The sequence below is a fragment of the Treponema sp. genome (genome assembly GCF_052169735.1).
In the GTDB taxonomy this organism is placed as follows: domain Bacteria; phylum Spirochaetota; class Spirochaetia; order Treponematales; family Treponemataceae; genus Treponema.
Window position 1 is genome coordinate 1 of sequence record NZ_JBQNBW010000005.1, and the last position, 19,364, is coordinate 19,364.

At 43.2% G+C, this 19,364-nt stretch carries 17 protein-coding genes; 11 read left to right on the top strand and 6 right to left on the bottom strand.

Annotated features, from left to right (window positions below):
* Window positions 1–477 precede the first annotated feature (477 nt).
* The 5 genes from ACTTJ8_RS01545 to ggt all read right to left on the bottom strand — a co-directional run bounded on the left by ACTTJ8_RS01545 (window position 478) and on the right by ggt (window position 5,837).
* On the bottom strand, window positions 478–1,608 hold the full coding sequence (locus ACTTJ8_RS01545) for a succinylglutamate desuccinylase (RefSeq protein ID WP_442720144.1): 1,131 nt from the start codon (window positions 1,606–1,608) through the stop codon (window positions 478–480).
* A gap of 12 nt (window positions 1,609–1,620) precedes the next feature.
* Window positions 1,621–1,767 (bottom strand): hypothetical protein, encoded by a 147-nt coding sequence (locus ACTTJ8_RS01550; protein ID WP_442715567.1) that lies wholly within the window; start codon window positions 1,765–1,767, stop codon window positions 1,621–1,623.
* A gap of 18 nt (window positions 1,768–1,785) precedes the next feature.
* The gene (locus ACTTJ8_RS01555) at window positions 1,786–3,057 is read right to left on the bottom strand and encodes a TRAP transporter large permease subunit (protein ID WP_442715568.1); all 1,272 of its coding nucleotides are present in this window, start codon (window positions 3,055–3,057) and stop codon (window positions 1,786–1,788) included.
* 246 nt (window positions 3,058–3,303) lie between these two features.
* Window positions 3,304–3,837: a DUF6305 family protein gene (locus ACTTJ8_RS01560; protein ID WP_442715569.1), complete on the bottom strand. Its 534-nt coding sequence runs from the start codon at window positions 3,835–3,837 to the stop codon at window positions 3,304–3,306.
* A gap of 251 nt (window positions 3,838–4,088) precedes the next feature.
* Window positions 4,089–5,837, bottom strand: a complete 1,749-nt coding sequence (ggt, locus tag ACTTJ8_RS01565) for a gamma-glutamyltransferase (protein ID WP_442720145.1) — start codon at window positions 5,835–5,837, stop codon at window positions 4,089–4,091.
* A 355-nt stretch (window positions 5,838–6,192) separates the two neighbouring features.
* Here ggt and ACTTJ8_RS01570 point away from each other — a divergent pair, with 355 nt between their 5' ends.
* The 5 genes from ACTTJ8_RS01570 (at window position 6,193) to ACTTJ8_RS01590 (ending at window position 9,134) form a co-directional block, all read left to right on the top strand.
* Window positions 6,193–7,032, top strand: coding sequence for a formate/nitrite transporter family protein (locus ACTTJ8_RS01570; protein ID WP_442715571.1), 840 nt, complete (start codon window positions 6,193–6,195; stop codon window positions 7,030–7,032).
* A gap of 642 nt (window positions 7,033–7,674) precedes the next feature.
* Window positions 7,675–7,911 (top strand): hypothetical protein, encoded by a 237-nt coding sequence (locus ACTTJ8_RS01575; protein ID WP_442715572.1) that lies wholly within the window; start codon window positions 7,675–7,677, stop codon window positions 7,909–7,911.
* Window positions 7,911–8,228 carry a type II toxin-antitoxin system RelE/ParE family toxin gene (locus ACTTJ8_RS01580; RefSeq protein ID WP_442715573.1) on the top strand — a complete coding sequence of 106 codons (318 nt, stop codon included), beginning with the start codon at window positions 7,911–7,913 and terminating at the stop codon, window positions 8,226–8,228. The genes ACTTJ8_RS01575 and ACTTJ8_RS01580 overlap by 1 nt, the downstream gene beginning before the upstream one ends.
* 155 nt (window positions 8,229–8,383) lie before the next feature.
* Window positions 8,384–8,740: a hypothetical protein gene (locus ACTTJ8_RS01585; RefSeq protein WP_442715574.1), complete on the top strand. Its 357-nt coding sequence runs from the start codon at window positions 8,384–8,386 to the stop codon at window positions 8,738–8,740.
* A gap of 1 nt (window position 8,741) precedes the next feature.
* Window positions 8,742–9,134 (top strand): type II toxin-antitoxin system HicB family antitoxin, encoded by a 393-nt coding sequence (locus ACTTJ8_RS01590; protein ID WP_442715575.1) that lies wholly within the window; start codon window positions 8,742–8,744, stop codon window positions 9,132–9,134.
* Between the two features lie 119 nt (window positions 9,135–9,253).
* Here the strand turns inward: ACTTJ8_RS01590 and htpG are convergent, their stop codons facing one another.
* Window positions 9,254–11,167, bottom strand: a complete 1,914-nt coding sequence (gene htpG, locus ACTTJ8_RS01595; protein WP_442715576.1) for a molecular chaperone HtpG — start codon at window positions 11,165–11,167, stop codon at window positions 9,254–9,256.
* A gap of 392 nt (window positions 11,168–11,559) precedes the next feature.
* On the opposite strand from htpG, the gene ACTTJ8_RS01600 reads away from it, so the two are divergent.
* From ACTTJ8_RS01600 to ACTTJ8_RS01625, 6 genes are all read left to right on the top strand, one after another.
* The gene (locus tag ACTTJ8_RS01600) at window positions 11,560–12,864 is read left to right on the top strand and encodes an ABC transporter substrate-binding protein (protein WP_442719481.1); all 1,305 of its coding nucleotides are present in this window, start codon (window positions 11,560–11,562) and stop codon (window positions 12,862–12,864) included.
* 176 nt (window positions 12,865–13,040) lie between these two features.
* Window positions 13,041–13,946, top strand: a complete 906-nt coding sequence (locus ACTTJ8_RS01605; protein WP_442715578.1) for a carbohydrate ABC transporter permease — start codon at window positions 13,041–13,043, stop codon at window positions 13,944–13,946.
* A 12-nt stretch (window positions 13,947–13,958) separates the two neighbouring features.
* Entirely contained in the window at window positions 13,959–14,804 is an 846-nt protein-coding gene (locus ACTTJ8_RS01610; protein ID WP_442715579.1) for a carbohydrate ABC transporter permease, read from the top strand.
* Window positions 14,805–14,820: 16 nt separating this feature from the next.
* Window positions 14,821–16,017, top strand: a complete 1,197-nt coding sequence (locus tag ACTTJ8_RS01615) for an AGE family epimerase/isomerase (RefSeq protein WP_442720146.1) — start codon at window positions 14,821–14,823, stop codon at window positions 16,015–16,017.
* 178 nt (window positions 16,018–16,195) lie between these two features.
* On the top strand, window positions 16,196–16,594 hold the full coding sequence (locus ACTTJ8_RS01620; RefSeq protein WP_442719479.1) for a single-stranded DNA-binding protein: 399 nt from the start codon (window positions 16,196–16,198) through the stop codon (window positions 16,592–16,594).
* Window positions 16,595–17,219: 625 nt separating this feature from the next.
* A complete protein-coding gene (locus ACTTJ8_RS01625) occupies window positions 17,220–19,307 on the top strand; it encodes a methyl-accepting chemotaxis protein (RefSeq protein WP_442720147.1) in 2,088 nt (695 codons plus the stop codon).
* Window positions 19,308–19,364 lie beyond the last annotated feature (57 nt).

Genomic DNA, 19,364 nt, shown 5'->3' on the forward strand with positions numbered 1-19,364 from the left:
TGCGCAGCAAAAACTCGCGTTCAAAAATTGACAAGGAGGTCAATTTTTGAACTTGTCACGGATACCGCTGGTTCCAAGCCGAATCGAGTTCGCATTGCGAACTCGCAGCTAAAGAATGTACAGGCGGTACATTCTTGAGCGTGCCTGCGGTACTTTTTTGCTAAACTCCTTGTATCTACGCCATCTATTTGCAAAAGCGCTGGAGATACGGCATATGAGCATTCCCCCGTACGAATCAGAGAACAGATGCGGAATGTGTAACGAGGTTTGTGAGTATTCGATTTCTGTGAAAGAAAGACCGGGAATGTTACAAATAGCACCAAGCGAATCCCCTATAGAGAGCATCGCGATTGCTATTTCACGTTTTTAATGACAGAAAGGCAACCGCACCTATTAAACCTGCTCGGGTCTTACGTTTCTGAATAGGTCTATTCCTCGTGCGGTTGCCCTGCTCCCTCTTTTTAACCAAACAGCAGGTTATTCTTTTACTTCTTTTAAGTAGGCTCCTACACCGTTTTGCAGGATATCTGCATACGAAGGCAATCCGCCCAGAAGGATTTCCTTCTCCGGTTCATTTTCCCCCATAACCTCAATATGCTGGACAACACCGGTTAAGTGCCGTCCTACCCGCTCTTCGATCGGATGCCCATTCTCATCATAGGGAACGAACAGCCGTCCGATTTTTTGAGCTTTTACATACATCGGGTCTTTTCCGGTAAGTACGAGGTTTTCGTCAGTCTTACCCCGGAGCCGTCCCTGTGAGGCATTCGCTGTCTCCATGAGAGCTGCATACGTGTTCGTGTAATCGCCCAACTCTCTGTGCGTAAGTCCGTGCAGAGTTGCAGGGGAAGGTTCAAGTCCGATCTGGATGTCTTCAAACTCCATATTCATAACAACCTGCGAAGAAATCGCCATTGCCCGCTCGTGCGCAACAATTGCGTTAATGACAGGATATTCAGGCGATGCTTCATGCAAGTCAATCGTCATATTGATGTCGTTTTTCTTGATCATTTCAGTGATGGCGAATGCGACTTTTTCCGTAAAGGTTCCATCAGGTCTGCCCGGATACGCCCGGTTTAAGTTGCGAGTTTCATTCCCAGACAGCTTTTGCCCGGACGCTGCATGGATATACACATCGGGATCCGGCCATTGGTCAAGCGGGTTTGTCGCACGGGAGCCGAACCTAAACCAGCGTTCACCGTAAGGGGTCTTAATGGTATAGCGCTGCGGAGAGCCTTCCTGCGGATCGTTATGAGAAAGCGCACTGGCATTTGCCCGCGGGAGTATATACACCATACCTTTTTCAACTTTCAAGTTTTCGATAAGCAGTACGGTTGTTAAAAAACTGGATGGTTCATTCGGGTGCGTATTTCCCAAAATCAATACGCTGCCTCCCGGCTCTGCTCCCTGCAGCACATAGACATCGCTATCACCCCGCGTACCTTTCAGCGCCGGAAGGTAGTCGCTCAAACGCTGCATTGAGGTAACCCCTTCGCCTTTTACAATCGGCTCTTGCTCCCGCGTTTTTAAAAATTCCCGCCCTGCAGCAAAGGCAATACCCAGCGCACAAACAATTAGAATAATGCCGGTTATTTTTGATCCTTTCATTGTTTTCCTCCGTTATTTTATAAATAAAAGCCTGAGAATAAGCGGGATAATAACAAGCGCAGCATTTAATTGCTTCGTTATACTTTTTTCTGTGACAAGATTGACTACAACCATTACCAGCACATAGAGCAGTATGGCTAAATAGATATACATCATCATATAGTGCTCCTTTCCGGCTTAATAGATGAGCGCCGCTAATTCTTTTGAGAAGATAATCATCACAATAGAATAGATGATGATAACCAGCGCCGGGATCAGCGATTTCTTTAACACCGGTGTGTACTCTTTCATACCGACAATCTGCGCGGCAAAAATACCGGCAAGCGCTGTCGGGGGCATTAAATCTCCCAGCGCTGCGATAAACGATATTGCAGAACCGGTGATGATTTGGTTTTTTGCCAAGAAGACCATAAGGAAGGGAACACCCAACACAGAGGATGCGCCAAATGACGAAACAGCGCCGAACAAAGGAATTGTTATTGCCATAGCGATATAAACCAATGACGGCGGCAGGCTTAAACTGTTCACAACAATAAAGCCCCGCACACCGGTGAGTGTTATGGTTTGGATAAACATTCCGACACCCATCAATATGCCCATAACCGGTAAGCTCTCGCTGATTGCATTTTTTGACACTGTAAAGAAATTGATTTTCTTACCGCAAAAAGCCCCCACCGCAGCACTAATGATAAAGATAAGCGGCATTCCAAGCCCGAAAATATTCGGCAGAACCTTATCCATGGTCATCAAAAACAGTGCGATAAGAATGGGAAGATAGAGTCTAAATCCGTATTGATTGATGGCGGAAAAGTCTATTTCATTCTTGAGCGTATCATAATCGATTTTCTTTACGTGCTTTAAGCCTAAGAACAAAACAGAGAAAATAGCAACAGGTACGGTCAACAAAAGCAGCGGAATAGTGAAACCGACATACGGCATATCAATACCGCCGCCGATGATCATCGCAGGGATATTGACCGGAGGTGCGATCATACCGCATAAGCCGCCCAGTGCAATAATCGTTGCGGTTTCTACCATCGGAATACCGATAAGCAGCAAAACCGGAGCAACAATACTTCCTGCAGTCAATACCGATGCGGTAGAAGATCCGGTGATCATACCGGGGAACATCGAAATAAACATAAGCAGGATTAAAAGCAGCCACGGTGTTTTGTGGAATCGTTTAATGATAGTTGCGCTGAGCGCATTAAGCGTTCCGATTTCTTGAATAACCTTCATAAAAACCATAGCGGTTGCTATCACCAAAATGGTATCTAAATATCCAAACATTCCTTCAACCAAATGGCGAATAGGAATGCCTTTACCGGCAATAAGGGTTCCTGTTATAGACGCAAGTACCATCGCTAAACTAACCGGTAATTTGAATGTAAAGCAGGAGATTGCAAAAACTGCAATCATCGCTAAAAATAATATCAACTCAATTGACATACAATTCCTCTACAGGGTAATTTCATCAAGCTGTTTCTGTGCCCCCGCAGAATAAGGAGGCTGTTCAACCAGAATTTCGCTGCTGCGCAACTCAAATGGTTGCCCAACCTCCTTATTCTGCTATTCTTATTTCTTTACTTGATGCAATTACCCTTTTGCTAAAAATAAAGCGTGCGGGATTTTAGAAAAATTCCGCACAAAAAGACAACCGCTCAAAATTGCTATTTTGAGCGGTTGCTGAACAGTTTACTGGAAAAGCTTTTTTAAAGGCTCAACAGCATTGGTGATTTTGGGAACAGTCTCCAGCTGTATTTTTTTTTCGGCAGCTGTTTTGGTAAAAAGACCGTCCTTATTTCCTTCATTGACAACAATTAAGTAATCGCAGTAAGGAGCCGCAACCTTTACGAACTTATCAGAAAGTTCTCCTCTTCGTGCTTCGCCGCCAATGTGCAGACCAATAATTTTAATGTTTTTTGCTTTTGCTGCTTTAATCAGCTTTTCTGCGCGGGCAAGCTCATCCTCTGCCTTTATCCCTGCAGCTCCCAATCCCTTGGAGCTGCCGCCGATTGCCAGCACGAGGGTTTTTTCATCCTTCAAACCTGCATCAGTGATCAATGCATCAAACTTTGCTTCAATACCTGCTTTTTTTAAGAGAGCTTTTACCATCTGCACATCGGCGCTCTGTCCAACGGAGGTCAGTGTAGCAGGCTTTTCAAACTGGGCAGCAAAAAGCGCCAATGCCGACAATAAAAATACGAGGGTAACAAATAATTTCTTCATGTGTCTTATCTCCCATAAAAAGTCAAGAAGAAAGTATGAACTTTCGATTGACTTTTTACGCACGTTCGCAACGAAGTGAGAACGTGCAGATGATATACTAGTTTGCGTTTGAGCAAACTAGGGTAAATAAAAGCCGTGCCATTTGTACGGCTTTTATTTTACACTCCTTAGCATAATTTTGAGGTATTTTCCAAATCACAAGCGGTTTTGGAAAATACCCTGCTTAAAACCAAATGGCTTTGTATAAACAATTAGAGTCCTAATGCCTTGCCGTCTCTTCTCGGATCAGCGCCGCCTTCAAGCATTCCGTTTGACTTATACAGTACGCCCTGTACGGAACCCATGCCTCTATCCCACTCGGAGGTCTTGTTTACTTTGTGCCCCATTTCTTCAAGCTGCTTGATGGTTTCATCGGAAATACGGGTTTCAACATTGATCTTGTTAGAGGTATTGTCCCACAAACGCGGGGTGTCGATTGCTTCCTGCATACCCATCTTGTGGTCGATTACTCTACTGATAACCTGCGATACCGTGCTGATAATTTTTGTTGCTCCCGGTGAACCCAGTACCATAAAGGGTTTGCCATCCTTTAATACGATAGTCGGAGACATAGAGCTCAGCGGTGTTTTGTTAGGAGCTACCGAGTTGGGGTGTCCTGCACCGAGTACAAAGTCATCCATCTCGTTATTCATAACAAATCCATAGCCGTCAACTACAACGGTGTTTCCAAACAAACCGTTAACGGTTTTGGTAATTGCCACCATGTTACCTTCTTTATCAGCGATGGAGTAGTGAGTAGTATCTTCAGATTCATAGAGCCACGGATCATGAGCTTTGCTTTCATGTGATACTTTAAGGTCGATGTCCTTTGCAATTTCCTTTGCATATTTTTTAGATACAAAGCCCTTCATTGGAACCGGTGTGTAGTCGCTGTCGCCCATGTACTTTGCTCTGTCCGCATACGCCAGTTTGTATGCTTCTGAGAACAGGTGAAGATACTCGGGTGAGTTTACTTTTAACGAACCGACATCGAAGTTTTCCAAAATATTGAGAATTTCAATAACGATTGCACCGCCTGAGCTGGGAGAAGGTGAAGAAATAATTTCATATCCGCGATAGGTACCTTTAACCGGCTGCCGTACCAAGGGCTTGTAATTTGCCAAATCTTCCATTGTATACAGCCCGTCATACTTATTAAGCGTCTTTACAATGGCTTCTGCAACCTCGCCTTTGTAGAATCCGTCTTTTCCATTCTTGATGATGATATCCAAGGTTTTTGCCATATCGGGGTTTGTAAAAAGATCGTCCACTTCGTAGGGCAGTCCTTCTTTATTCAAAAAGACCTTTGCCGATTCAGGATATTTTTCCAATTTGTCGAATTGAGATTTCATGTCGTTCGATAAGGTGGGGGTTACATAGAATCCGTTTTTTGCAAGATTAGCAGCTGGACGGATGACTTGTTCCCGTGTCATTGTTCCGTAGTTTTCCAGTGCATACAAAAGACCGGCAACCTCTCCCGGAACAGCAGCAGCCTTTCCGCCTTCCAGTTTCTGATTTCCCACAACCTTTCCGTCTGCGCCGACAGTCCACATCTCAGGTGATGACTTTTGCGGAGCGCGCTCTCTAAAGTCAATAAAAACGGTTTCTCCGGTCTTGGCAATTCTGATTAACATAAAACCGCCGCCGCCTAAACCGGAAGAGTTCGGTTCAACAACACCGAGCGCAAAGCCTGCGCCAACCGCAGCGTCGATCGCATTACCGCCTTTTCTTAAAATTTCCGCTCCTATTCTGCTTGCTTCAACCTTACTGGTAGACACAACACCGACTTTACCACTTGCATTTCTGTCGGTTCTAATCATTTCACCGTTTTTATCATACGGTTTCCAATTCTCTGCAGACTGAGCAGATTCTCCTTGCGGCGTACTGGTACATGATACCAGCATCATCGCAGCCAAAGCCGATACGCATGTGAATAATCGTAAAAATTTCAGTTGTTTCATTGCGAAGACTCCCTAAAACATTATTTTCCGGCAAATTGCCAATTTACTTTATGATAGAAACTCTTATTTTGTCAAGGTAAAATGAACAGTATACATATTTGCCGAAATATCGCTACTGCGTAGAACCACCGCCATCTGTGGCGGTTTTTACGGTCATAACAATGTAAAGACTTGTTATCAGCTTTGCTGATGTGGCATCTTCTGAAAATCTAACCAAGTTTTTAGAGATGTCCACCCTCTCTGTTACCGTAATACCGAATACCCTGAGGCAAACCGGAAAATCAGCTCTTCTGCCGAATTGTATAAAAAAGTATACTTTACTTAATTTAAAATATGGTTATTATCATTGCTCATTATGACTGGAAAACTTTATTACGATCCGCATGAAATACTGGCGGTTACCATTGAAAAGGGGATTATAAAAGCTGGGAATCCGTTGTACAAGCAGCTGATCTTGAGCTTTATGGCAGGAGCATTTATCGCTTTTGCTTCAGAAGGTTCCAACATGGCGGCATTTGGCTTCTTGATAAAGCCGGAACTGTATGGTTTGGGTAAATGTATCGCCGGACTGATTTTCCCCGTGGGGCTTATGCTTGTGCTGCTTGCAGGAGGAGAGCTTTTTACCGGAAATAATTTAATAACCGCTGCCTATATGGATAAAAAAGTTTCTTTTCTGGCTATGGCAAAAAATTGGCTTACCGTATATGCCGGAAACTTTGCTGGATCAATTTTTATTGCGTTCCTTATTGTAAAAAGCGGTCAGCTATCCCATGGGGCTCATCTCTTAGGAGGAGTCACCATCAAAATTGCGTACTCAAAGGTCTCACTCACGTTTATGCAAGCTGTTTTTTTAGGAATACTCTGCAATTGGCTAGTGTGCCTTGCGGTTTGGCTGTGCTATGGTGCAAAGGATATGACCGGTAAAATGCTGGGCGCTTTTTTTCCGATTTGGCTTTTTATTACCTCCGGTTTTGAACATAGTGTTGCGAATATGTACTATATTCCTGCCGGTATTATGGCTAAAGTTATTCCGGAATATGCCGCGGCATCAAAGCTCTCCGCAGAAATGCTTGCATCGCTCAATTGGCATACATTTTTTGTGCATAATCTTATTCCTGTAACACTGGGAAATATCATAGGCGGTGCATTTTTCGTTGCCTGTTTGTACAGTATTTGTTATAAACCGCGTTCATAACATTCATAACTGGAAAGAAAAGCTCTAAAAAATTGAACGCCTATCATTGGATGTAATGACAGCGAGCGCCGGGAATGCAGAATCAACATCCCCGACGCGGCTTGTGAGTATTAATCCATCGCACGAATAAAAGCAGCACACCAGCCTGAAAAATAATATACAGGATATTCTTTTGAGTGCTGTTTCAGTACATGTGGCTGTAATCCCGACAGGAAGAAAGTCTTTCTATCGGGATTTTTACCAAATGATTGCATGAGTATCCGGCAAATACATCACTTTTTATTTGCGATGCCCCCACTCCGATATTACATTATCGAGGCGAGGCATAAGATATGTTAGGTTGATGCCGCAAAGCGGCACCTGTTGGAATATTACCATAGATTTTTCTCATGTCTTAAAATTTACTGATAGGTAAAACAAATAATGATATGGTGTGCTAAGTTTATCTATAGATTCGGTATTATAACTATCTAAATCATTGTATAATAATAACTTGTTATAAAATATAATAAAAACGTAAAGCGTAGAAGTTATTATAAACTATGAGTTTATAGTTGTAATGCGAAACCCCTGTGATTTTTAGTATTATTTATAGAACTCTTTCGGAAAATATGTTAAAGTATCCTAAATAAGGGGGATCTGATGTCCTATGCAACAGTTATCGAACAGATAAAAACTTTACCAGAATCTTGTCTCGGCGATGTCTCAAAATATCTTGATTTTCTTTTTTATCAATATGCACAGGAAGATCAGAGTCTCTTAATTGAATCCAATAAAGAATTTGAAGCGAAAATGCAAAAAGGATTTGATGATATGAAGGAAGGTCGTGTTACTCCTATTAGAGAAGCTTTTACAGAAATAGAAAGTCGGTTTGCATAATGGAAGTAGTTTTATCAGATCAATCAAAAAATGATATAGCAGAGATTTATGGTTATATTTTAAATGAATTACAATCGAAAATTAATGCAGATGCTGTTTTAAGTAGACTTTATGCAGCTATAGATAATTTGAGTTTTATGGCGAAAAGCTACCATCTTTACCCGCACGAGCCTTGGTATTCGATGGGAGTTCATTATTTTTCTATAGGTAATTATTCTATCTTTTATGTCGTGGAAAAAGAGATTGCAACGGTAATACATATTTCATATGGGAAAAGAGATTTAAATAACATTTTGTCAGATTACAGAAGAACCTAACACCCGTTTCAACCTGACATTGCCTTTGCGGCAATGCAGGTTAAGCGGCAGTTATACGCACAGCCCGCCTGGCTGGTTATTTTAGGAGAAATAGTGGCGATAGTATATAAGGGATAAGTACTGTTTTTCCAGCAAACCAAATTTGCTTAAAAAAAATGGAAGCAAATGTTACGCTTTGGAGAATATACTGTATTTTAATCTTTCTAAAAATACATTTGCTTGACACCATATATAACCCCATTTATAATAAAGCCGTGGCTCAATGGGAAAAACTGCTGGCTAAAATACTATCTCTTGATAAAGATATGCGTTTTGCAGAACTCAAGAAAGTTCTACAAAGTTACGGCTATAGAATGACACAGCCAAAACAAGGAAGCAGTCATTATACTTTTCGGAAAGATGGTTGTAATCCGATTACCATTCCAAAACATGAACCGATAAAAATTGTTTATGTACGAATGGTAAAAGAGGTTGTAGAATCAGAAGATGAGCACAAGGGAAAGGAGGACTGATATGAAAACAATTGATGAATATATGAAAATGCCATATAAACTGGAAATTGTTCCGGATTCAGAAGAATTAGGTTTTGTAGCTTCATATCCAGACCTCCCTGGTTGTATAACATGCGGTTCAACAATTTCTGATGTGGTTAATAATATAGAAGATGCAAAAAAGGAGTGGTTCTTGGCTGCCATTGAAGAAAATATTGAAATTGCAGAACCGGAAAGTGTAGATTCTTATTCCAGTCAATTCAAGCTGCGTATTCCAAAATCTTTACATAAGACTCTTGCCGAAGATTCTAAAAAGGAAGGAGTAAGTATGAACCAATATTGCGTATATCTTCTTGCAAAGAATTCAGAAAAAGAACGTGGTGTATTAACGCAAAGACAAGCTGTATTCGCATAACACCGTTTTCAAAGCCGACAACGCAGACAAGCTGCGTTGCGGTTTAAAACCATGTCCAGAGAGCTTGAGGCTATAATCCCGATAGAAAGAGAGTCTTTCTATCGGGATTTTTTTTACCGTTACCGTGCAAGCAGCTTGTTCAAGCGTTTTACAAAGTCGGCGGTGTCTTTGAGCGTACTGCCTTCCAGCAGCAGCGCCTGATCTAACAGCACAAATGCGGTGTCGGCAATGAGCGCTTCGTCATCGGTATCCTTGAGCCGCTGCAGGATAGGGTGTTCCGCATTGATTTCCAAAATGGGCTTTACCTCGCCGCGGAGCTGCTGCCCCATTGCCCGCATCATGCGCTCCATCTGTAAGCTCGGATCGTTTTCGTCCACTACGATACACGAAGGTGAGTCGGCAAGCCGCTTGGAAAGGCGTACTTCTTTTACCGCATCGCCGAGCGCGTTTTTAATCTTTTCGACAATCGGCTTAAAGTCCTTTTCCTTCTGCTTTGCTTCTTTTTTTTCTTCGTCAGTACTCAGCTCTTCGTCGGAGCCGGCGCGGTTTGCAGCCTTGAGTTCCCAATCCTTATACTTGCCGACAGAGGGAATTACAATATCGTCGATTTCATCCGGCATAATCAGCACTTCAAAGCCCTTCGCCTTGTATGCTTCCAAGTGCGGGGACTGCCTCAGCGCCTTTTCATCGCCGCCGGTGATATAGTAAATCGCCTTTTGCCCTTCCTTCATCCGCTGTACATAGTCGGCAAGGCTCGTCCACGTATTTTCCTCATTCGTTGTTCTAAAGCGGATCAGTTCCAAAAGCTCGTCGCGGTGTTCATAGTCGCTGTACAAACCTTCTTTTAACGGACGGTTGTATTCGGCGATAAAGGTTTCGTATTTTTCCTTATCATTTTCCGCGAGCTTTTTAAATTCGCCCAAAAGCTTTTTTACCGATGCTGAGCGGATATTGTTTAAAATACGGTTCTGCTGCAAGATTTCGCGGCTGACATTGAGCGGCAGGTCTTCACTGTCGATAATACCGCGCACAAACCGCAGATACACCGGCAGCAATTCTTTTTCGTCCTCCGTAATGAACACTCGCTTTACAAAGAGCTTTACGCCGGGCTTGTAGTCGGCATGGTACATATCAAAAGGCGCCTTTGCCGGAACATAAAAGAGCGTGGTGTATTCCTGCGTGCCTTCCGCCTTGGTGTGGATGTACAGGAGCGGATCCTTAGAATCGTGCGAAATCGATTTGTAAAAATTCTTGTAGTCCTCGTCTTTCAGCTCAGATTTCGGTTTTTGCCACAGCGCACTTGCATCGTTGATCTGCTCGCTCTTTGCCGCCTGCGATTTTTCATTGCCCTTATCATCATATTCTTTGTGAATATAATGGAGGTAAATCGGGAAGGCTATATGATCCGAATAGCGTTTGATAATGTCTTCAATCTTCCAGCGGCTTGCAAATTCGGAATCTTCATTGTTCAGATACAGGGTGATGCAGGTACCGCTTGCCCCTTCGGGAACATCATCAATGAGCGGGAATGCCGAATCATCGGTTTGCTCTAGTTCATATTCGCCCTTGCCGTCGGAAATCCACTTCCATACGGTATTTTCGCCTGCTTTTTTAGAAATTACTTCGATTTTAGATGCAACCATAAAGGCTGAATAAAAACCGACACCGAATTGTCCGATCAGGTTGGAGTCTTTTTTATCTTCCGCGGCAAGCTGCTCCAAAAACGCCTTGGTGCCGGAGCGGGCGATCGTACCGAGGTTGTTTTTGATGTCCTCATCGTTCATACCGATACCCGTGTCGCGGATAGTCAGCGTTGGTGTTGCGGCATCTTCGTTAAAACTAATATCGATACGGGGATTAAACTGGAGATTTTTTAACGCGGCATCCGATACGGTCAGATATTTCAGCTTATCGAGCGCATCCGACGCATTTGACACCAGCTCCCGCAGGAATATTTCCTTATTTGAATACAGAGAATGGATAATCAGATGGAGCAGCTGATTAACTTCCGTTTGAAACTCATACTTTGCCATGCTATACCTCAAATTAATACGGGAACTGCTAAACACTTCACTATTTAGAGAATTCCCTCAGATTTATTTGTAAGCGGGTCAAACTGTTTATTGCCGCTATTATGCAATATTATTATGCAACATATTGAAAAATAAACGCCGCCGCTTGTGAGCCTTTCGTATTTTTATATTCAAAGGCAGATAAAATGTACTCAAAATAGTGGAAAACGGCAAATAGTTCCGGTTGAATTAACACCCCCGGTGTGAGTTATGAGCCTTAACCTTCGGCACGAATAAAAATACTCGATAAAGCTGCTTTTTAATCAAATATCTATCGTAACGATAAAAAAAGATTTGACAAAACAATGTTTACCGCGTAGTATTTATAATATAAACATTTGAGGAGGATTCTCATGAAAAAACTACTCAGCTGTGTGCTTGGATTTGCACTGCTGACTTCCGCTGTTTTTGCAATGGGCGGAAGTGATAATAATGCTGCAGCAAGCAGCAATGGTCCCGTTACCATCACGTGGTGGGAGTTCCCGAACTTCGGCGGAGAAGGAGACTTTGAACGGAACTTAATTGCCGCATTCGAGGCAAAAAACCCTGGTATTAAAGTCAACTTCGAAATGATTTCTTATGCAGACGGTCCTGCTAAAATTACCACCGCTATTGCGTCCAACACAGCGCCTGACTTTACCTATGACGCACCCGGACGTGTTATCGCTTGGGGTAATGACGGCATCCTTGCTCCGCTTGATGATGTAGTCGGTATGGAAAAAGCCAATTTGGCAGCAGGTCCTTTGGCAGCATCGAAGGGCGCAGACGGCAAGTTCTATATGTACCCGGTACACTCAGGCGGCTTTATGATGGCTTTCAATAAAGAAATGCTTGAAGACTTAGGTCTTTTGGACATGCTTCCGTACAAAACTGCGGATAGAACGTGGACATTAAAGCAGTACGAAGACCTTTTGAAGGCATTAAAAGAAAAACTGCCCGCAGGAAAGGTTCCGGCTGTGTTCTACGCAAAGTCCCAGGGTGGAGATCAGGGCACCCGTGCATTTATGGTGAACCTCTATGGGAATGCCCCGCTGATGAACAAGGATCTGACAAAATATACCTTTAACAATGCAAATGCTGTTAAGAATGCTCAGTGGCTGCAAAATGCAGTAAAAGAAGGCTGGATGATGAACGGTTCTGCTTTGCAGGCTGGCGATGCAATTGATATGTATTGTTCTTCCAATGCAGCAAGCACCATTTTGTATTCATTGCAGCTTGAACGCATCAACGAATCTAAAATCAACTACAACGGCAAAAAATTTACTTCTATCTTTATGCCCTTCCCGAACGATGCAGGCAATCCTGTACTTGAGTTTATCGTAGGCGGTACCTGTGTATTCAATAACGGAGATGAGGCAAAGATCATGGCTGCAAAGAAATTAGCACACTTTATCGCAACCGATCCCGAATGGGCGCCGAAAGTTATTGAAGCAACCGGTCTGTTCCCGGTAAGCAGCAAGATCAAGGTTCAGCTCAAAACAGACGAGCAAAAGTGGAATGCTAATGCAGTGAAATTCTTTGGTGCATTCTACAACACAGTACCGAGCTTTACCGAAATGCGGACATACTGGTTCCCGGCAATGCAGGCTCTGTTGAATGGTCAAGATGCACAAAAAACGCTCGACACCTTTGTTACACAATCGAATAACATAAAATAAAACCAAGGGGCTGTCCAAAACCTTAAGCGGCTTTTGAGACATCCCGGGAATACCGCGCGTCTATGTGCGGTATTCTTTTTTTATTCGTGCGGAAGGGTTTGATGCCCCGGCGCTTATTGAGCCGTAATAGAAGGGTATGAAAACCGGCTGCACCACCTTATTGTGGAGATATACCCATGACTATACCTCGAGTAAAAAAACTAAGCCCACAGCTTAAACAGGAAACTATTGTTGCCTATATTTTTTTGCTGCCTGCTTTTGCTTTCTTTGCCATTTTTGTATTATTCCCTATCTTTAGAGGAATATACGTTAGTTTTTTTGACTATGGATTGCGTAAATTTAAGTTTATCGGTTTAGGAAATTATATACGTCTTTTTCAAGATCCCGTATTTTTAAAATCGTTACTTAACACATTTATTCTTGTTGTAGGAACCGTTCCGCTCATCTTGATTTTTTCAATTTTTGTTGCAGCAAATATCTACACTAAAAAGCCTGCAGTGCGGTCGTTTTTCCGCGGCGTTTTTTATCTTCCCGCCGTTTCTTCCATTGTTAGCATCACCGTTGTATGGGGCTGGATATACCATCCGCTCTACGGTATTTTAAACTATGTACTGATGTTCTTAGGCATTATCCAAGAACCTATTGCCTGGCTTGGAGACCCTACCTATGCACTCGGCGCAGTTACCGCAGTTTTGTTGACTACATCTGTCGGACAGCCGATTGTATTATATACCGCATCGTTGGGAAATATTCCTACCAGTATGATCGAGGCAGCGGAGATTGATGGGGCAAGCAACTGGCAGGTGTTCCGCTATATTAAATGGCCGGCGCTGCTGCCTACAACGCTCTATATTCTGATTATTTCTACCATCAACTCATTCCAATGTTTCTCGCTCATTCAGTTACTCACCGCCGGCGGTCCGAATTTTGCCACATCGACCATCATGTACCTTGTATATGAACGGTCATTTACGCTGTACCAGTTCGGCTATTCTTCTGCAATGGCGATGGTGCTTGGGGTTTGTATTGTATTGATCTCTACAATGCAATATAAGATTTTCGGTCAAGAAGTTGATTATTAGGAGAGGCAGATTATGATGGGTTCACAGTTACAAAAAAATAAAGAGTCTCTTTTTGCAAATATCATCATTTATACGTTTTTAACGGCTCTGACGGTATTTTTTATCTTCCCCTTTTACTGGATACTCACCGGAGCATTTAAGCAGCAGCTGGTAGCGGTTGCATTCCCTCCGCAATGGTTCCCAAAAGAGCCGACTTTTATCAACTTTATTGATCTTTTTAAGCAGCCGACAACGCGGTGGATTAGTAACTCGTTTATTATCGCGATTTTAACAATGCTGCTGGTATGTGCAACGGCAACGTCGGCAGGATATGTGCTGGCAAAAAAACGTTTTGTCGGTGTGAAAACAGTGTTCTGGATCTTTATTGCGGCGATGTCCTTGCCTAAACAAGTTATCCTGATTCCGTTGGTGCAGCTGGTTTCCTCCTGGGGCTTCCATGATACGCTTGCAGCGTGTATACTCCCTGCGGCAGGTTGGCCATTCGGTATCTTCTTAATGAAGCAGTTTACCCAGACAATGCCTACAGAGTTGATTGAAGCGGCAAAAATAGACGGCTACGGAGAGTTCAAAATATTTACCACCATCGTCGTTCCGCTGGTAAAGCCCGGTATTGCAGCGCTTGCGATTTTTACCTTTATTGCTGCTTGGAACGACTACTTTTCTCAGTTAGTATTTTTGAATAGCCGCGTTAAACTGACGCTGCCGCTTGGTTTGGCGACATTGGCTCAGGAGTTTGGGGCAAACTACGGTGTTTTAATGGCAGGAGCGCTCCTTGCCTCAATTCCGATGATCGCAATTTTCTTGATCTTCCAAAAATCCTTTACCCAAGGTATTACCATGGGAGCGGTAAAAGGCTAAGATTACAGGAGTTATTATGAATTACGCACAATTACGTGACGAATATAAACTAAGACTCACCGATAGTGTGCTGCAGTTTTGGCTGAAACACGGTATGGATAAGGAAAACGGCGGTATCTATACAGCGCTTGATAGAGACGGCAGCCTGCTTGATACCGATAAATCCGTATGGTTTCAAGGACGGGCGCTGTGGTCGCTTGCTTCAGCCTACGCTGATGTTGAACCGCACGAAGAATATTTACCAGCCTGTGAATCGCTCGTGCAGTTTATCGAGGCGCATTGTTTTGATACCGATGGACGCATGTTTTTCCGGGTAACAAAAGACGGTCGCCCGGTTATTAAACGCATCCGCTATTTTTTTAGTGAGACCTTTGCGGTAGTCGGTATGGCAGCGTATAGCCGTGCATTGACACGGGCGGGGAAAACAGCCGAGGCAGAAAAAATGCGGGTGAGGGCGTATCAGATTTTTGAACAGATATTGCATATCCGCAATACCCCCGGTATTTTAATCCCCAAATTCGACCCTCAAAATGCACCATCCCGCGGTTTTGGCGTACCAATGATACTTTTAAACACTGCGCAGGAATTGCGTAAAGCCTATCCTGAGAAAGCCGCAACGCTTACCGCCTTTATAGATGAGCTTTTAGCCGAAATACAAACCTATTTTATCCGTCCTGAATTAGAAACCGTTCTGGAGCAATGCGCCCCCGACGGAACATTCCAAGCAGATCACTTTGAAGGCAGGCTGTTGAATCCCGGGCACGCTATCGAAGGTTCGTGGTTTATTATGAACGAAGCACGCTACCGGAACAACGATGCCAAGCTCCTCAAGCTGGGAACGCAGATGCTTGACTGGATGTGGAAGCGCGGCTGGGATAGCGAATACGGCGGGATTATCTACTTCCGGGATGCGCTCGGTAAAAGTGCAACGGAATACTGGCATGATATGAAGTTCTGGTGGCCGCAAACCGAAGCCATTATTGCAAATCTGATGGCGTATCATTTAACCGGCAAGGAGCAGTATGCTGAGCAATTCAAAACAGCACACGAATATGCGCACAAGCTCTTCCCTGATCCTGAATACGGCGAGTGGTTCGGGTATTTCCACCGTGACGGCAGCCTTTCCACACCACTCAAGGGAAATATGTACAAAGGTCCCTTCCATATCCCGCGTATGTATATCATCTGCCATGAACTGCTGGGAAAATTTTGAAAATTTTAGCAAAAAAGTAAAAAAGTCTAAAAATTTTTAGCCATTTCTTTATCAACGGGCTATATAGTATACAAGACTGAAAAGAGACCGGCGGCTGTAAAACCAGCTGACCGGGACTCTTATTACCCAAGGCGGGGATGTACCACATTGTACCCGCTGCCTTGAGGAGGAGGATACTATGCACAATTTGAATTCGTTGATTATTGAGGGAAATGTTGTACGAGACCCCGTGGTAAAAGCAACACCGCGGGGCACACCGCTCTGTCTCTTTTCCATTGCATCCAACCGCTTTTTTAAACAGGACGACCAAACAACGCAGGAAACATCGTTTTTTGATGTGGAAACATGGTCACGGCTGGCAGAGCTGTGTCAGGAAAATTGCATGAAAGGACGCGGTGTCCGTGTAGTGGGGCGGCTCAAACAAGACCGCTGGGTTGGAACTGACGGTAAGCACTACAGCAAAATTAAGGTTGTAGCAGAACATATTGAGTTTAAGCCGGTTTTTAAAAACGGGAAACAGCCCGCTGATGCACTGGATGAACTGCGGAAAGAACCCGAGGCTATTCCCGCATTTTGACCCATTCAAAAATACTTGAGAGACGGCTTTAATGTCCCGAAGCTCCGCTCCCAACACGAAGATATTAAAGCCGCTGCCCCGCCAAGTATGTCTATCCGGAGACATACTTGGCAGTGCGATCAAAGTTCGGATTTTGTTAAAACAAGAAAACCGCCGACCCCGGCACGGCATGTAAGCATTCCCCCTCCACATGAATTAAGAATGACTCTTATACTTGACAGCTAAAGTAGATAAATAAACCTGTTCGGAAACTGCCGTTTCTGAACATGTTACCTTGAAATGCGATGTTCTCAATCGTGCTATTTGCGCGATTGAGAACTCGTCGACCTATTCGAAAACACAGTTATCGAATAGGTCTAATATATAGTGAAAATACACCGATACTATTAGAAGGCAGGCGATAAAATAGGTAAGTGTTATAAAGAGTGAACCATTACAAAATAACATGCTGCTAAAAACAGCGGAAGGATGAATTAAAAATGAAACTTGACTTTTTAAATAAGTCAGCGTACACTTATTATAAATATCCATATCACAAATCGTCGTATTATAAATCGTTAGAAAAAAATCTCAAAAGGATAGTAGTGTCCGGACAGTGAATCCGGAAAATATCAGGAGGAATACGATGTCAATACGCTTTAAACTCAGCCTTTTTATGATAATTACCGTACTTGTTACAGCTGCACTCAGCCTTACCTTTATGGTATTGTCCGTCCGCCAAAAATTCGAGCAGCGTTTTTATGAAAGTACTAAGGCAATACTCGATTCAGCGGCAATCAATTTAAAAACAGATTTTATCAGGGGGTTTTCAGCTGCACAGTATTGGTCTGAGAATAATAATCTTATCAACTGGGTTGAGCAGGGACAGCCTGAGGGAGCGTTGAAGGCAGAAGTAATGCGGGATTTTCAGAGCCTTGCATCGCAAGAAAATATCATTTCAGTGTTTGTTGCCGGAGCCAAGGCGGAAGCAAACTACCAATCTGATGCAAATAAAGCGGTGAAAGTAGGAAAGTTAAGTAGTAAAAATGATTCTGACACATGGTTTTATACAACTTTGCAACTCAAGGATCCGATCACTTTTTTTATCAATAAAAATAAAGAAACGGGTCTTACCGCTTTATGGATTAATGCGCAGGTATTTGGAACACAAAAGCAGATTATTGGTGTTGCCGGTGTCGGACTGGGGCTGGAAACGTCGGTTACGGGCTTAAAACAGGCTGTACCGAGCGCCCATTCAACACTATATCTCGTAGACTCGGATGATAACATCGTCATATCATCAAACGATGCTGTATTCGGTAAGCATTTACAAGATTATATTCCTTCTGAAGCCCAGCCGATTCAAGGATATGTGGATATAGGATCATGGATGGAAAAAGAGCAAGGCAAAATGATCTATGCAAAAAAACCGGCTACCAAGGGATTCCCTTATACTATTGTGCTAACAGCTCCGATTCAGGATTTTTTACCGTCAGTGTTGGGAATTGTGCTAGACTCGATTGTGGCGATAATAGTTCTACTGGTTTTGGTATCGCTGCTGATTGCAATGAATGCGCGAAGAATGTCAAAACGCATTAGCGGACTGGGAACAGTATTGGGTTCGTTTGCTCAAGGAGATTTCACCGCGGAGGCTGACACTTATAAGGATGAAATAGGACAAATCGGCACTTATGTAAATCATACAACGAGTACGATGCGGGAATTATTCAAGCAAGTGAAAGATGAAGCAAAAAATATGACAGCGGTTGGGGAAAATCTATTCTCGGAAATGCAAAAATCAGGAGATGCAATTAATCAGATTGCTGAGGATATCGATGGTCTTCACGGAGCCGCAGATGATCAAGCACACAGTGTTTCTGAAACTTCCAGTGCCATTGCGCAGATCATTGAATCAATACGGGAATTAAATGTTTCGATAGAAGGGCAGTCCTCTGACGTTAGCAATGTATCTGCAGCAGTAGAGCAGATGGTTGCAAATATCCAAGCAGTTACCGCGAGTGTACAAAAGGCAAACACAGCCCTCCAGTCTCTTTCTTCGGCAACAAGCGACGGCAAAAATACCCTTGTTGAGACCAATACTATTTCGCAAAAAATTGCAGAACAATCAGGAGGTTTACTTGAAGCTTCAACTGTCATCGAGAATATAGCAGCGCAAACAAACCTACTGGCAATGAATGCAGCTATCGAAGCCGCTCATGCAGGTGAAGCGGGAAAAGGCTTTGCGGTTGTTGCCGGAGAGATACGAAAACTAGCAGAAGAATCGAGTGCGCAAGGTAAAACAATTAGCGGTACATTAAAGATGATCACAGCAGAAATAGATCAGTTGGTAAAGGCAGCGTCATTGGCTGTAGAAAAATTTACCGTTATTTCCCAACATACCGATGCAGTACAAAACTCCGCTTCTATGGTTGCCTTTTCTATGACTGAGCAATCAAAGGCCGGTAAAGAAGTGCTAGTCTCGATGCAAGATATAAATGCCGTAACACACTCGGTTCAGCAAGGGTCTGCAGAAATATCCAGCGGAAGTGAAAAGGTTATGGATGAAGTGAGAAAACTAGACAAGGTAACACACATTCTTCAAAATAGGATGGAAGAAATAGCATCAAACTTTATGAAGATTAATAACTCGATATATGAAGTAAAATCGTTTACGGGAAAAAACAAAGAAAGTATCGACCGGCTTGTCGGTGAAATTAGTAAATTCAGGGTATAAAGTACTGGTACAGGGATATTTCTGTGAATACCGGCGATATTTATGTTGACAAATCCC